The sequence below is a fragment of the Haloferax sulfurifontis genome, from assembly GCF_014635105.1.
In the GTDB taxonomy this organism is placed as follows: Archaea; Halobacteriota; Halobacteria; order Halobacteriales; family Haloferacaceae; genus Haloferax; species Haloferax denitrificans.
In genome coordinates, this window is sequence record NZ_BMCI01000008.1 from 15320 (window position 1) to 30860 (window position 15541).

At 58.6% G+C, this 15541-nt stretch carries 13 protein-coding genes; 6 read left to right on the plus strand and 7 right to left on the minus strand.

The window, feature by feature from the left end:
* Nucleotides 1-34 precede the first annotated feature (34 nt).
* Nucleotides 35-814 carry a sugar phosphate isomerase/epimerase family protein gene (locus IEV64_RS18015; RefSeq protein WP_229722733.1) on the plus strand — a complete coding sequence of 260 codons (780 nt, stop codon included), beginning with the start codon at nt 35-37 and terminating at the stop codon, nt 812-814.
* 18 nt (nt 815-832) lie between these two features.
* On the opposite strand, the gene IEV64_RS18020 is transcribed toward IEV64_RS18015, so the two are convergent.
* Nucleotides 833-1906, minus strand: coding sequence for a 2,3-butanediol dehydrogenase (locus IEV64_RS18020; protein WP_188424815.1), 1074 nt, complete (start codon nt 1904-1906; stop codon nt 833-835).
* A gap of 16 nt (nt 1907-1922) precedes the next feature.
* On the minus strand, nt 1923-3020 hold the full coding sequence (locus IEV64_RS18025; protein WP_188424818.1) for a Gfo/Idh/MocA family protein: 1098 nt from the start codon (nt 3018-3020) through the stop codon (nt 1923-1925).
* A 244-nt stretch (nt 3021-3264) separates the two neighbouring features.
* On the opposite strand from IEV64_RS18025, the gene IEV64_RS18030 reads away from it, so the two are divergent.
* On the plus strand, nt 3265-4068 hold the full coding sequence (locus tag IEV64_RS18030; protein WP_188424819.1) for an aldo/keto reductase: 804 nt from the start codon (nt 3265-3267) through the stop codon (nt 4066-4068).
* Between the two features lie 70 nt (nt 4069-4138).
* Here IEV64_RS18030 and IEV64_RS18035 read toward each other — a convergent pair whose 3' ends face one another.
* Together IEV64_RS18035 and IEV64_RS18040 are read right to left on the minus strand one after the other, a co-directional pair.
* A complete protein-coding gene (locus IEV64_RS18035; RefSeq protein WP_188424821.1) occupies nt 4139-5071 on the minus strand; it encodes a DMT family transporter in 933 nt (310 codons plus the stop codon).
* Nucleotides 5072-5181: 110 nt separating this feature from the next.
* Nucleotides 5182-6417: a mandelate racemase/muconate lactonizing enzyme family protein gene (locus tag IEV64_RS18040; RefSeq protein WP_188424823.1), complete on the minus strand. Its 1236-nt coding sequence runs from the start codon at nt 6415-6417 to the stop codon at nt 5182-5184.
* Nucleotides 6418-6778: 361 nt separating this feature from the next.
* On the opposite strand from IEV64_RS18040, the gene IEV64_RS18045 reads away from it, so the two are divergent.
* Complete coding sequence (locus IEV64_RS18045; protein ID WP_188424825.1) at nt 6779-7564, plus strand: HpcH/HpaI aldolase family protein; 786 nt, start codon at nt 6779-6781, stop codon at nt 7562-7564.
* A 268-nt stretch (nt 7565-7832) separates the two neighbouring features.
* On the opposite strand, the gene IEV64_RS18050 is transcribed toward IEV64_RS18045, so the two are convergent.
* Complete coding sequence (locus tag IEV64_RS18050; RefSeq protein WP_188424827.1) at nt 7833-9332, minus strand: CoA-acylating methylmalonate-semialdehyde dehydrogenase; 1500 nt, start codon at nt 9330-9332, stop codon at nt 7833-7835.
* 115 nt (nt 9333-9447) lie between these two features.
* On the opposite strand from IEV64_RS18050, the gene IEV64_RS18055 reads away from it, so the two are divergent.
* Nucleotides 9448-10233, plus strand: a complete 786-nt coding sequence (locus IEV64_RS18055; protein WP_188424829.1) for an SDR family NAD(P)-dependent oxidoreductase — start codon at nt 9448-9450, stop codon at nt 10231-10233.
* A 116-nt stretch (nt 10234-10349) separates the two neighbouring features.
* The gene (iolM, locus tag IEV64_RS18060; RefSeq protein WP_188424831.1) at nt 10350-11507 is read left to right on the plus strand and encodes a scyllo-inosose 3-dehydrogenase; all 1158 of its coding nucleotides are present in this window, start codon (nt 10350-10352) and stop codon (nt 11505-11507) included.
* Nucleotides 11508-11685: 178 nt separating this feature from the next.
* Here the strand turns inward: iolM and IEV64_RS18065 are convergent, their stop codons facing one another.
* Together IEV64_RS18065 and IEV64_RS18070 are read right to left on the minus strand one after the other, a co-directional pair.
* Entirely contained in the window at nt 11686-13422 is a 1737-nt protein-coding gene (locus IEV64_RS18065; protein ID WP_188424833.1) for a thiamine pyrophosphate-binding protein, read from the minus strand.
* A 73-nt stretch (nt 13423-13495) separates the two neighbouring features.
* A complete protein-coding gene (locus tag IEV64_RS18070; protein WP_188424835.1) occupies nt 13496-14473 on the minus strand; it encodes a TIGR03557 family F420-dependent LLM class oxidoreductase in 978 nt (325 codons plus the stop codon).
* Between the two features lie 296 nt (nt 14474-14769).
* Here IEV64_RS18070 and IEV64_RS18075 point away from each other — a divergent pair, with 296 nt between their 5' ends.
* Nucleotides 14770-15534, plus strand: coding sequence for an IclR family transcriptional regulator (locus IEV64_RS18075; protein WP_188424837.1), 765 nt, complete (start codon nt 14770-14772; stop codon nt 15532-15534).
* The last annotated feature ends 7 nt before the right edge of the window (nt 15535-15541 follow it).

The window sequence follows — 15541 nt, forward strand, 5'->3', positions numbered from 1 at the left end:
TGATTCATGTATGGGCGTTGGATACGCAACAATCATGTACGACTCCGAAGCGGTAGTATCGAGAGGTATCGGCGACTTCGCAGCCTGCCGGTACGATGGGGTCGAAATCGGCCTCGGAAAAGTAAACGCGATCGGTCGCGAGCAGTTCGCCGAACTGCTCGACGAGTACGACCTCGACCTGTACTGCATCATGGCTGGCTGGTTAAACACCGAAGATGACCTGCAGGCGGCTGTTGACGCCGCACCGCTTGCCGCTGATTTGGGGGCGAACTTCCTTGGAATCCTACCTCCACCGCGGGGCGTCGTCGACGACGAGACGTTCGCCGACTGGCTCGACGCCATCGCCGAGGCCGCTTCCGACGCTGGCGTGACTCCCGTCGTTCACCACCATGCGGGAGCACACGTCGAACAACCGTCGGAGATTCGACGCTGGCTTGACGACGGCCCCGACAACCTCGAACTTCTGTTCGACACGGCGCACTACTACGCGTACGGCGACGTACAGGAGGGAATCGAGCGATTCGCCGATGATATCGCGTACGTCCACCTCAAGGACATCGACCCACCTGCCGAGTTCCAGACGCACGTCGATAACCTCACCGCCGGAAAGAAAGACTACGACAGCATCATTAACTACATCTGGGCCTTCACTGACCTCGGCAAGGGGGTCATTGACTTCGGAGAGGTGTACGATACCCTCAACTCGGTCGGATACGAGGGTCACACGACCATCGAGATCGAAAATCAGCGTGAACACCCGCTGGTTCACGCCAAGGAGAACATCGACCACCTCCGCTCGGTCACCGAACTCTGAGTTCCCGAAACGAGACGACTACGTCGGCTTCACGACGATTTTCACGTGATCCGTCTCCGGTTCTAGTAGCCTCTCGAATCCCGACGCCGTGATCTCGTCGAGGCCGATTCGGTCGGTGATGTACGCGTCGACGTCAATCTCCTCCGCCTTGAGCGACCCGATAACGGCATCAAACTCGGTTCGCGTCGCCTGTGGCGGAAAGCCGTAACAGTACGTCCCGACGACCGTTCGCTCAGCCGTGACGATGTCATTGAGGTCGGTCGATACCTTGCCGCGACTCATACTGCCGACGGTGACGGTCCCGCCTCGACGTGTACAGTTGATGGCGGCGTTGAACGTCGGTTCGACGCCCGCGAACTCGAAGGCGACATCGGCCCCGCCATCCGTCGCGTCTCGAATGGCCTCGACGGCGTCTTCCTCGCTCGGGTCGATACAGCTGTCTGCGCCGAAGTTCCGCGCCGTGTTTCGGCGGACATCGTTCGGCTCTGACACGAGCACCTGCTTTGCGCCGGCAGTAGCAGCTGCCTGAACTGCGGTCAATCCAATCGGCCCACAGCCGAACACCGCCACCGTATCGCCCGCTTGCAGCCCCGAGCGACGGACCGCGTGCAGACCGACCGCGAATGGCTCGACTAGCGCGCCCGCTTCGAGAGAGACGCCGTCCGGCAACCGGTGGACCTGCGCCGCCGGGACGACCGCGCTCTCGGCGAAGCCGCCCTCGCCCAGTTGGAAGCCGACCGCGACGACGTTCGGGCAGACGTTGTACCGTCCGTCCTCACAGTAGCGACACTCTCGGCACGGAATGTTCGGGTTGACGGTAACACGGTCGCCCACAGAGATTCGGTCGACGTCGGCTCCTACCTCCGTAATCGTCCCGCTGAACTCGTGACCTAGTGGAACCGGGATGCTCGCACCCGTTCGGCTGTTCGGCTCGGTCGGCGTGTGTTCGGGGCCTTGTTGATACTCGATGAGGTCCGACCCACAGATTCCACAGGCTGCGATCTCGATTCGAACATCTGTGTCTCTGACGGGTGAAGGCTCGACTGTTTCGACCCGGATGTCTCCGCTCGTGTAGAAGCGTGCTGCTCTCATGGTTTGATTTCTCCTCTCATTCGTTCAGCGAAACGCGCTCTCCGCGTCGGTCGCTGTCTCTGATAGCCTCAACAACTCGCTGGACCTCGACACCGTCGTCGAAGTTGGGTCGATACTGCTCTCCGTCGTTGATGGCCGTCAGGAACTCGTAGTTTTCGTGGACGAACGTGTGTTCCCAGCCGAGTCCGTGGCCAGAAGGCCACCACGCGTCGAGGTATGGGTCTTCTGGGTCGGTAACGAGTATCTGCTGGTAGCCTCTGTCGTTGACTCCCTTGACTTGGAGCTCGTTGAGGCGACGAAGCGTGAACTTGAGCGCCCCCTTTGACCCGTAGATCTCGACCGAGTTGTCCGCTTCCCGTCCGGTTGCGATTCGGGACCCTTCGAGGACACCTTCGGCACCGGACTCGAACGTGACGAGCGCGGAATACTCGTCGTCCGTGGTGACTGGTCGCATCTCGTCGCCATCCGGCCGCTCTGTGATCTGGGTTGTCAGTGATCCCGAGAGGCTCTCAATGTCGCCGACGAGCCACCGTGCGAGGTCGATGGTGTGGGATCCCACGTCGCCGAGGACGCCTGTCCCCGACGTGCTCGCGTCGCAGCGCCAGTTCCAGGCCGCTTCGGGGTTGCTCAACCAGTCCTGGAGACAGCGTCCCTTGAATCGGTAAATCTGCCCGAGTTCGCCGGCGTCGATGAGTCGCTTTGCCAACTGGAGCGCCGGGAGGTATCGATAGTTGAACCCAGTAGCCGCGACTGCATCACTCTCGCGCGCTGCGTCCTGCATCCGCCGAGCCGTCTCGATCTCGGGCGCGAGCGGCTTTTCGCACATCACGTGGACGTTCGATTCGAGAGCCGCGATGGTCGGCTCGGCGTGGATGTGATTTGGGCCGAGGTTGTAGAACACGTCCACCTCGTCGAGCGCCTCACGCCAGTCTGTCTCGATACGGTCGAACCCGAGACGAGCCGCTGCTTCGCTGAGTTCAGACTCGTTGCGACCGATGAGGACCGATCGGTTCGTCTCCGGCGTGTCCGGGAAGAACATCGGCAAGCGCGCGAGCGCGTTCGCGTGTGCTTTCCCCATGAAGCGGTAGCCGAGGAACCCGATATCTAAGGTCATCGTCGGTTGCACCCCTCGAACGCATCCGGAGCGACTTCATCGCGTTCGTCTCGGCGATGGGGCCCTGGCTCCGTCGTCAGCATCGGGTGTTTGCTACTATCACGGCCGCTGTTGGTTCCGTGCATGCTCAAACACTCGGTAGCACTTCGCATAAAGATTTGGAGCTATTGGCTCCGAACTGGCGTCGTCCCAGTCGGGTGGAACAAGCGCCACAATTTTACACGTGACCGATGAAGCCCAAGGTATGTTCGACCACCGAACACAGCTCGGACTCGGAACGTACACGCTCACGGGTGAGTCGGGAACTAAGACTGTCGCTACGGCTTTCGACACGGGCTACAGACACGTCGACACGGCTCGTCTCTACGGTAACGAGGGAGAGGTCGGAAACGCCATCGCGGCCGCCGACATCGACCGTGAGAACCTCTTCGTGGCGACGAAAGTCGCTCATTTCGAAGAGCCCGAAAAGACGACTGAATATGTCCAAACGGCTGTCGAAGAGAGCTTCGAACGGCTTGACGTCGACCGCATCGACCTCCTGTACCACCATTGGCCTCGCAACCAGGACGACATCGAGACTGTCCTCCCGGTTCTCGAATCCTACGTCGAAGAGGGCATCGTCTCACACCTTGGCGTCAGTAACTACACCATCGACGATCTGGAACTCGCGCGGGATGTGGTGGACGTTCCGATAGCCGCCAATCAGGTGGAGATGCATCCACTGCTTCAACAGTCGGAACTCCGGTCTTACCTTGCCGACACCGAGACGCAGTTAGTTGCGTACTCTCCCCTCGCGCAGGGCGAAGTGTTCGACGTGGATGCCGTCTGCGACGTGGCTGCCAAACACGGCGTCTCGGAGGCGGTCGTAAGTCTTGCGTGGCTCCTCTCGAAAGACGACGTCGCGGCGATACCCCGCACGAGCTCGGCCGACCACCTCGCGGACAACTACACCGCGCTCGACCTCACGCTCGACGCCGAAGACATCGAGCGTATCGACGCAGTCGAGCGGACCCACCGGTGTGAAGATCCATCGTGGATGCGCTGGTAACCGCACTAACCACCACTCGACAACCCGTTTTTCATCGAACGTGATCCATCAGTAGTACCTGGTGTGGAGATCACGTGACCTGCATCAGGGTCGCTCCCGCGACGATACTCCCGATAGCCACGATGACGCGGGGAGACCTCGGCAGCTGCCTGGCGATGGCGTACGAGAGGATAACGACAACGAGCGGGTAGAGATTCGACAGTGGCGCGACGGTAACGACCGACCCAAGTTGGAGCGCCGTGAACCACGCGAGCCAGTTCGCGGCAACGAATGCACCTGCGAGCGTGAACGCGAGGAGTGCGGTCGAATCACGGATGCGCACGCGATGACGAGAGGTTCCTGACGCGACGAACAGCATACCAAACGCGACGAGCGCGGCGGTCTGCCCAACGGCAGTCGCAACCAGCGGTTTCGAGTAGTTCTCAAGCCCGGTTTTCACGAGGACGAACGACCCGGCGAGCAGCCCCATGGCAGCGAGGGGTGCAAGCAGGTCACGTCCATTGAGGGCCGACAGTTCATCGGCGATGATGTCAGTCGTTTCCGCTCCCGTCGCACCGGTTACGTGCAAGAGCCCGCCGCCCCCGACAATACAGAGAAGTCCAATACCGCTCCCGAGCGTGAGCGATTCGCCGAGGACGGGAACCGCCAGTAGTGCGGCGACCGCGGGGTTCGCGCTTACGACCGCAGCTGAGATACGCGCGCCGATGCGGTCGATGCTCTGGAAGTAGAGCAGGCGAAAGGCGGCCGGGTTGGCGAGGCCCGCGAGCGCGAACGGTAGCAGTTTCACGACCGTGGCATCTCGGAGCGAGACGTCTCGAAAAAATAAAAGCGCCCAGAAGACGGTGACACCAACGGCGACGCTAACGACTGCGGCTGTGAGTGCCGGGGATCGGTCCTCGTCGAACTCACCGTTCGAGAGACCGTACTCGACCGCGAGCGCCTGCAGTCCAGAACAGATAGATGCGAGTAGTGCGAGGCCGGCGCTCAGTTCGATGATGCTCATCGCTTCGTCTCGTTGGCTCGGATCAACAATCTAGGAGCTATCCATCTGTATGTGGTACTGCATACTAACTTGCTCATGAGAGACTATTATCGAAGGGAGGCCGGTAGCTGCTACTTTTTCCGGTGTTCTTCGACGACGTCCCAGTCGAGCTCGATACCCAGTCCCGGTCCGTCGGGGATCTGAATGCGACCGTTCTGGATGAAGTCGTCCTCACGGACGAGGAGGTCTTCCCACCATGGGACTTCGCGTGCGTGATACTCGAGTGCGACGAAATTAGGAACCGTCGCACCAACATGGGCGGTTGCGGCCGTCGCGACTGGGCTGCCGATGTTGTGCGGGATGAGTGATTGGTAGTACGCCTCTGCCATGTCCGCGACCTTCTTCGTTTCGGCGATACCGCCGGTTTTGGGGACGTCCGGTGCGAGGAAATCGACAGCCTGTTCCTCGATGAGGTCACGGAAGCCGTGGCGACCGTAGCGGTTCTCTCCGGTGAGGATAGTCGTGTTGGACCGGCGCTTGAGTTCGCGCATTGCGTCGGTATTCTCCGGAGGAAGCGGGTCTTCGATCCACGCGAGGTCGTACGGTTCGAGCGCGCGACAGAGGCGTTCCGCCGTCTCGAGACTGAAGTTCCAATGGAGGTCGACCGCGACCTCGGCGTCGTCGCCGATCTCCTCGGTGACGGCCTCGACGACCCGCTGTTTGTGTTCTATCTCCGGTGGGTCGAAGTGTCGCGACAGCGTGTCGAACTCCCGGCCCGAGGGCACGTCGAGGTCGAATTTGACGACGTCGAAGCCGTCATCGACGGCCGCTCGCGCTGCTTGCGCGTAGGCTTCAGGTTCGTACGTCGATTCTTCTTGGCCCTCATCGGCGGACGATACCATCGCCTCGCCGGCGTGGCAGTCGGCGTACACGGTGACCTCCTCCCGCATCTTCCCGCCGAGGAGTTGATAGACCGGTTGGTCGAGGAGTTTCCCAGCGACGTCCCATAGCGCGATTTCGACGCCACTGATAGCTATCGTACCGATTCCCTCCTGAGATCCCCGTCCCGAGAGGCTCTCTCGCATGAGGTAGTACAACCGCTCGACGTCGGTCGGGTTTTCTCCGACCAGAACCGGACGGAGGTAATCGGTTATGACTTCGTGGACGCCGGGGGAGGGATAAGCCTCGCCGATACCGGTGACGCCCTCGTTCGTCTCAACGGTGACGATAGTCCACGGGAAGTTCCCGTCGATAACCACCGTGTTGAGGTCGGTAATCTCTGCCTCAGGGCCGCCCGCGCGGCGCGGGGTCTTATCGAAGTCGGCCCACATCGTCGCTGCGAGTGTGGATGCAAAGTCCTCGTACATGTTGTGTATTCAGCAGTCGCCAATCAAATTCGTGTTCTGTTGTCGGTGCAGTTCCGTGGTATGACACGTATTGTCGCGTGCGTGAGCTATGCCGAACTGGTTCGGTCCAGATGGATATGATAGCGTAGTCACGGACGCGTCACACGTAGTGATACCACGTCGCATCATCTGCTTCTTCACTATTATCCCTTTTATAGGTTTTGGTGGGTTCAGATGAAGTGCCATCACTACCGAATATGGGTGAGGTGTTGGAGCCATATCACCCGCAGTTTTTTGTACTTCCGTATGCTCTGCTGTAACATACTAGTCGTCTGTGAAGCAGCGCATACGTGCTGTTCGCAGACGCGTCCCGGTACCAACCATGAACATCAAACAATCGATTGAATCGCGGGAACACCCGTTCGGAACGTGGATCTCCGTGGGTCACCCGACGATCGCAGAAGCAGCAGCGCAACTCGACATCGACTTCGTGCTCCTCGATATGGAACACACGACAATGGATCTCGAGACTATCGAGAGTATGGTCCGAGCGGTCGACGCCGCTCCCGGCGCGACCGACGCCATCGTACGCGTCCCGTGGAACGACCCAGTTCGACTGAAACGCGCCGTCGATATCGGTATGGCTGGTGTCATGGTTCCGATGATCGACACCCCCGAGGAAGCGCGTGAACTCGTTCGCGCGATCCGGTACCCACCAGATGGTATCCGCGGTATTGCGGGGAGTCGTGCAACGCGATACGGCCGAAACTTCGAGGAGTACGTCACGACCGCAAACGGCTCCATCTTGACGGTCGCGCAGATTGAAACCGAGCTCGGCCTCGAAAACGCGAAAGAAATCGCAGAGGTCGAGGGTATCGATGCGTTGTTCGTCGGCCCGGCAGACCTCTCGGGCGCACTGGGTCACTTCGCGGAATGGGACTCTCCAGAGTTCGTCGACGCGCTCAATGCCGTCATTGAAGCGGGCAAAGAGGCGGACGTTCCCGTCGGCACGCTGGCGGTCAACGCTGATGAAATCCCGGACCGCGTCGAACAGGGATTCGATTTCCTCATTGCCGGAAAAGACGTTTCCCTGCTGATGGGTGGCATCAACGACGCGGTGGACCGATACAACGCATCGCTCGAGAACTCTCTGACGCTGAACGACTGAGCGACTCGGACGTCCATCGCACGCTTTTGAACAGCGTCAGTTTTCTCTGAACAGACATACTTCGACCGACTGATTGTTTGCTCTCTATTTTCTGAGCACGCTCTCTGTTTCCGAACGGTACGTGATTGAAACAGCAGGCATTCAGTCGGCACTTGCCAACAGTCATGGTCTCCGGTAAAGAGTATCGTCGGGAGTTTGGTTGGTTCACAGCGCAGACAAATCCATCCCGGAGTGGATTCGTCTATCGGGGCGCCTGTCTCTCGGAGTCTTAGCTGTACCAGCGCTGGATCTCGATGGTCTTGTCGGTGTAGAAGTTCACCGCGTCCTCGCCTTGAGCGTGGAGATCGCCGAAGAACGAGCCCTTGCGACCGCCAAAGTGGAAAAAGCCAAGCGGCGCGCAGACGCCGACGTTGATCCCAATATTCCCCGCGTCAACCTCGTAGCGGTATTTCCGTGCCTCGTTGCCGCGTTCCGTGTACAGCGACGACGCGTTCCCGTACTCGGTGCTGTTGACCATCTCGATAGCCTCGTCGAGATCGTCAGCTTCAGCCAGACACATCACCGGGCCAAAAATCTCGGTCTGGGCGATGTCCATATCCGTGGTGACGCCTTCAAGGAGCGTCGGCCCAAGGAAGTAGCCTTCGGGGTAATCGGGATGCTCGAAGTCGCGGCCGTCGACGACAAGTTCCGCACCCTCATCGATGGCATCGTCGATCATCTCGAGGACACGGTCGGCGGATTCGCCCGTGATGAGCGGCCCGACATCAGTCTCTTCGTCGAGGCCGTTTCCGACTGTCAGGTCGTCGATGGCGTCAAGTACCTCGGCACGGAGGTCGTCGTAGACGTCACCGACACCGACGAGAACGTCGTTGGCGAGACAACGCTGGCCGGCGTTCCCGTAGGCTGAGCCGATGATATTCGGAACGGCTTGGTCGAGTTCGGCGGAGTCGGTAGCCACCGCGTAGTTCTTTGCCCCTCCTTGGGCTTGGACGCGCTTGCCGTGTTTGGCAGCCGTTTCGTAGATGTACTGTGCGACGGGCGTACTGCCGACGAAGGACACGCCGGCGATGTCGTCGTGCTCGAGCAGCGCGTTGACCGTGTCAGCACCACCGTTGACGAGGTTGACAACACCGTCGGGGAAGTTGACCGCGTCGATGGCTTCGAAGATGAGCTGCGAACTGAGTGGCACCTTTTCGCTTGGCTTGAGGATGAACGAGTTGCCCGTGGCGACAGCGTATGGGAGGAACCAAAGCGGAATCATCGCCGGGAAATTAAACGGCGTGATAGCGGTGAAGACGCCGAGGGGTTGGCGGACCGCGTGTTCGTCCATATTGGTGGCGATGCCTTCGACATTCCCGCTGCCCTCGCGGAGCATGTTCGGGATGCCGGCGGCGACTTCGACGTTCTCGATACCGCGACGGATCTCGCCACGCGCTTCGGCCAGCGTCTTGCCGTGTTCGCGGGTGAGTGCCTGCGCGATGTCTTCTTGGCGGTCTTCGAGTTCCTGCTTCAGGTCGAACAGATACTGAACACGCTTGACAGGGGAGGTCGCGCGCCAATCATCGAAGGCGTCTGCGGCCTTTTCGACGGTCTCGTCGACCGTTTCCGTGTTTGAATACGTGATGTCGACCAGTGTTTCGCCCGTTGCTGGATTAACGACTGGCTGTACGTCATCGCCCTCGGCTGCAACCCACTCGCCGTCGATGTAGTTCCGGACGGCGCTCGGGATAGCAGCAGCCGCTGGCGACTGCTCTTGCTTACTCGTCATGCATGCGAATTGATTGCATGGAGGCATATAGCTGTTACGCACGGATGAACCATTTGCGAGGTGTCCGGTGCCAGTTCACGAAACATTTATTGGTACAGAATAGCAGCATTGGGTCATGGGACGCGTTAATTTCAATTTCACCGACGAGACTGTCATCGTCACAGGCGGCAGCTCCGGAATCGGTCGCGAGATTGCATGCTCGTTTGGAGACGCAGGGGCTACGGTCGTCAACGCCGATATTGACCCCAATCCGAAGGACGTAGACGCCGACCGGCCGACGCATGAACTGATTCGCGATAACGGTGGCTCGGCCGTGTACGTTGAAACAGACGTTTCAGACCCCGAAGCGCTCGCCGAGGCAGTTTCGACCGCTCGGGAACACGGTGGTGTCGATGTAATGGTGAACAACGCCGGATGGTTCACGCGCGGTGACCTGTCTTCGATTGACAAGGAGACCTTCGACCGGATTCACGGTATCAACGCCGGCGGCGTCTTCTTCGGGTGTCAGGCGGCAGCGGACGATATGCGTGCCCGCGGTACTGGAGGAGTTATAATCAATACCGCATCGATTAGTTCGACGCACGCTCAAACGGACCAGATACCGTACGACTCAACGAAAGGTGCGATCAAGATGATTACTCGCGGTGCCGCGCTGGAGTTGGCTGATGACGACGTTCGGGTGAACGCAGTTGCCCCAGGCCACATCGCAACCGAATTCGGCTCCGGTGCCGAACAAAAAGAGGAGTCGGTCGAAGCTGGCGATCTAGCAAAACCTATTCCGCTTGGTCGCCCCGGGTACCCCGAGGATATCGCATCGACCGTTCTCTTCTTGGCAACCGATGAGGCCAACTACATTACGGGCGAAATGGTCTACGTCGACGGCGGCTGGCAGACGTTCTAAACACCCCTCCCTCACGGACCTCCGTATGGATTAGATTTTCCACCACCATTCTCACGATACATTGTTCGTGGGAGGACCCCCCACAGTTATATCCTGATAGCCATTCTGTACCATTGATGCGAGCACTCGTGCTTGACGCGGAGTGGAATCCGCGCCCGGACTATGAACTGACCGACGATGAAAAAGCGCGCAAACGCGCGATGAATTCCTCGCAGGTGTGGCAGCACCCGGAGCTGCGTGTTGAGGAGGTTGAACAACCCGAGCCCGCGGACGACGAGGTTCTCGTCAAAGTCCGGTACGCCGGCATCTGCGGAAGCGACGTCTCGATGATAGAGACCGACGACGACGGCTACATGCACTACTCGGCGTACACGAAGTTCCCGAGCATCACCGGTCACGAGTTCTCCGGTGAGGTCGTTGAGACGGGTGACGACGCCGATCTCTTCGAAGTCGGCGAACCGGTCACCGCAGAGGTCACCGACTATTGCGGTCGCTGTCAGATGTGCCGGCAGGGCTTCCACGGCCACTGTGAGAACTTCGAGCAGATCGGGTTCACCATGGATGGCGCGTTCGCCGAGTACGTCACCGTCCCCGAGAAAATCCTCTGGAGTGTCTCGTCGCTGGAGCAGGCGTACGACACAGAGGACGAACTGTACCGCGCGGCCGCCACCATTGAGCCGAGTACGATTTCGTTCTACGGCCTCTTCGGACGGGCTGATGGTATCTGGCCAGGAGACTATCACGTCTACCACGGTGTCGGTCCCATTGGATTGACGGGTATGAACGTCTCTCGTGCCGCGGGCGCCGGCAAAGTAATTGCGTTCGAACCATCGGACGAGCGGCGTGAAATCGCACATGAACTCGGCTTCGAACACGTCTACAACCCGATCGAAGTGGACCCGGTGGCGAAGATAGCTGAGTTGACTGACCATGAGGGTGCCGACGTCCACGTCGAGACGAGCGGCGCAGTCAGTGCGACGTATCCCGTCATCGAGGACTCACTCGCGGAGCAGGCGAACGTCGTCCACATCAGTAATGCCGGCTCCAACCCAGATATCACACTGCGAAAGTTCCAGGGGAGTAGCGCGCAGTTGTACGGTTCCGAGGGTCACACCGGTCAGCAGGTCTATCCGCGAACAATTCGACTGATGGCTACCGGTAAACTCGACAACCTGCCGATTATCACGTCGACGTTTGACCTGGAGAGCGCCGACGAAGCCATCAAACAGGCCGCGAAGCGCGTCGACGGTAAGGTCCTTATCAAGGTCGACTGAACATATCGAACGCGTCGGTTATACGCGTCTTCTTTTGCTCAGATTCCCACGCTCGATCAGTAGCACTACTCAGATAGACCCTTTCGAACGTCTCACTTTGTGTCGGCGGGTCAAAACAGGTGGCACAGTTACATCGGGTGATTGCTAAAAGGGAACCGGGTCTCCGCGTAGTGGATTCTTACCGTTCGAGATCGCCAAGGTCCCACTCGCCGGTGATGATAGCCCCCGACTCGTAGTTGTCAGGCTCAACGATTGCCTCGACCATCGCCGGGCCGTCGTGGGCAATGGCCTCCTTGAGCGCCGATTCGAGGTTCTCGGGTTTGACGACCCGCTCAGCGTAGCCAAGGTTGAATGAGTCGGCGAATTTCATGTAATCGACGTCAGTCTCTTCATCGAAGACCGTGTTGATGATTCGGTCTTCACCGTACTTGTTCGCTTGCAAGTTCCGGATGCATTTCCAACCGTGGTTGTTCATGACGAGGTAGGTAACGTCAACATCGTGTTCGACAGCGCAAGCGACCTCCTGATTGCACATCAGGAAACTCCCATCACCCTCGATGTCGACAACCTGCCTGTCCGGTTGGGCGAGTTTCGCACCGATTGCAGCCGAGACACCGAACCCCATCGTCGAGAAGCCACCGCACGAGATGATAGAGCGCGGCTCGTACACCGGGAACTCCGGGTTAGTCGTCTCCTGCGGCGCGCCCGCGCTCGCGACGACGATGCCGTCACGGTCAAGCACGTTTCGGAGGCTGGCAAGGACGCGTGAGTACGTCATCGGTACCTGATCAGTCTGCCGCTCTTGGACCATCTCCTGCCACTCGGCCCACAGGCGCTGCATCTCGTCGTAGTACTCGTTGTCTTCCGTTCCCACCGGGTCAAGGCGCTCTCCGACAGCGTCGTACAGCTGCTTCGTGACGACCTTCGCGTCGCCCTGGATTCCGACTTCGACCGGGTAATTCTTCCCAATTTCGCTCGGGTCGATGTCGACGTGAATGAGCTTACTCGGCGGGATGTCGAAGCTCACGCCCGGTTCAAACGAGGAGGTGTGAAGATCTGAGAATCGACACCCGATTGCAAGCACGACGTCGGCGTTGCTCGCGAGTTCATTCCCGGCGGTACTACCGATCCACCCCGCATAGCCGACGAACAGGTCGTGATCCTCCGGGATGACGCCTTTCCCTTGGAAGGTCGGAATAACCGGCGCTTGAAGATGTTCTGCGAGTGCTTTCACTTCGTCCCACGCCTCAGAGAGCATGGTTCCGCCACCGGGGACGATAACAGGGCGCTCCGCATCCGTGAGCAGCTTGGCGGCGTCTGTAATTGAGTCTGGATCTCCACCGGGACGGCTGTGTGAACGGCTCGTCGATGGGTCTGGAAGTTCGATGTCCGCTGCCGCGCCCTGTACGTCCATTGGGATATCGATGTGGACGGGGCCGGGGCGACCGGTCGTCGCGATTTGGAATGCCCGACGAAGAATCCGCGGCAACTGTTCGACATCGTTGACGACGAAACTCTGTTTGGTAACGGGCTCCATCACACTCGGAAAGTCACCCGGTTTCTGTCGTTCTATCTCTTGGAGGATTCCTTGTCCGTACTCGTGGGTCTGTGGTGCACCCGTCATGATAATCATCGGAATCGAGTCCAGGTACGCCGTCGCCGCTCCAGTCACAGTATTTGTCGCTCCCGGTCCGATGGAGGTGAACACTGCAAGCGGTTGCCCGCTCGCGCGCGCATAGCCATCCGCGAGGTGGACTGCGCCCTGTTCGTGTCGCGGCTGCAGTACTTCGATATCCGATTCGTTGAATGCGTCGAGAAGGTTCGTACTCCCGTGTCCCGGGATGCCAACGAGGTACTCGACACCCTCTTTTTCCAGGTACTTGGCGATAATCTCGCCACCGTTTAATCTAGGCATCTCATTCAAACAGATGTCGGTCCCGTTTCTTAAACATTCCCCCAATTCGCGAATACCGGAAACATCCAGTTGATTACAGCGTTGGTATCACGTCGTCACCCATCACCTCGAAGAAGCGTTCTGGATTCGGACTGGTGTTTCCGAGTGCGATGCGGTCAAAGCCCATCTCGGCGAATTCCTCAAGTTTGGCTGCAATATCGGTCGGGTTGTCAGCGATGAGGAACTTCGATTCGATCTGTTCTTTAGTCGCCTTCTCGCCCTCTTTTTCGATCTCTTTGGGGTTCGCCATCGCTCGGTCGAACACGTTCTGGGTCGTCGCCCACCATGGCCGAGTTGACGCCCGCGCTTTGTTGATGTCCTTATCGTACGACGCGATGACCAGAAGGGTCGTTTCGATTTCGTCAGGGTCGCGTCCTTCTTCTTCGGCGTAGCGTCGGATTGCGGGGTACATCCGGTCCGTGTACTCAGAACCCTTCTTGACCGTGATAAAACCGTCTCCGTACTTGCTCGCGAGTGACGCAGTGCTTGGACCGTTCGCCGCGATTTGGATTTCTGGCCGTTCGTCTGGCATCGTGTAGAGGTGTGCGTCATCGACTGTGAAGTGACTTCCTTCGTAGCTGTAGAACCCGTCGTTCTCCCAAAGTCCATGGACGATTTCGAGAGTCTCTTCGAGTCGTTTGCGTCGGACGCCATACTCTGGCCACTCATGACCAAGCGGCTTCTCGTTCATCGCCTCGCCAGTTGAGAGCCCGAGAACTACCCGTTCGTCGTGCATCTCCTGAAGCGTGGCGAACGCCTGTGCCATCATCGCTGGATGGTAGTGTTCGCCTGCAGGGGTCACGCAGGTCCCAATCGGGACGTCGATTCGCTCGGTTGCTGCCCCAAGCCACGACCACGCGAAGCCTGCCTCGGCGTCGGTATGGAACCACGGGTGGAAGTGGTCGGACGTCCAGATGAACTCGAAGCCGTTCTTGGATGCGAGTTCTGAATAATCCAGTAATTGGGGTGGGTCGTACTGCTCTTGGTGTGCCATATAGTCGATGCTGACCATCGTCACGTATCGATGTGTTTGGTTACGTATTATTATTTTCCCCAAGCACCCATGAACGGGTAGTCATCCAACGAGTGATTTCCCCTTGCTCGCTACAAGAGACCGACGTTCGCAAGGTACGAACTAGTGTCTCCAAGACTCCGGATGACAGGCCGAGAACATCGCAGAAACGAGCAGATTTTCACGTTCCCGGTGGAATTGTTTGAGAGACCTCAATTGGGGTTCGTGAGAAACGAACTATCTTGTTGTTCGTAACCAACGAACGATTTATCATTGACTACTCTAAATAGGAGTCTATGGGCACTAAATCCGGAAGTCGGACTGTCGAAGCGGTCCAGATAGCGCTAAATATAATCGAGCTACTTCAGGACCGTGAGGGCGCAGGGATCACCGAAATTGCCAACGAATTGAGTCGTTCGAAAGGTACCGTTCACAGCCATCTGGCCACGCTCGAAGAGAACGAGTACGTCGTCAACGAGGACGGAGTGTACCGGCTGAGTCTCCGACACCTAGAACTTGGCGAGACAGTCAAGCAACGATTGAACATCTATGATGTTGTGCGTAACGAACTCGACGACCTAGCACAGGAGTGTGGCGAACTCGCTCAGTTCGCGACAGAAGAACACGGACGTGCAGTCTATCTCTACAAAACAAGCGGTGAGAAGGCCGTCCAGACGGCTTCCTCGATAGGAGATCGTGAATACCTCCATTGCATCTCCCTCGGGAAGGCGATGATGGCGCACATGTCTGAAGAGCGGGTCAACGAAATCGTCGATAAACATGGACTCAAAAAGTATACTGATTCGACCATCACGGTACGCGAAGACCTGTTCGAGGAACTTGAGACGATTCGCGAACAGGGATACGCGTTCGACCGAGAAGAGAAGATAGAGGGGCTCAAATGCGTTGCCGCACCAGTCGTGACGAAGGGTGAAATCGTCGGTGCGCTGAGCGTCTCCGGCCCGGCGAGCCGATTCGAAGGAGAATTCTACGAGAACGAACTCCCGAGTCTTGTGACACGGTCTGCGAACGTCATCGATATCAACTCACAATTCTCCTAGGAAGCCA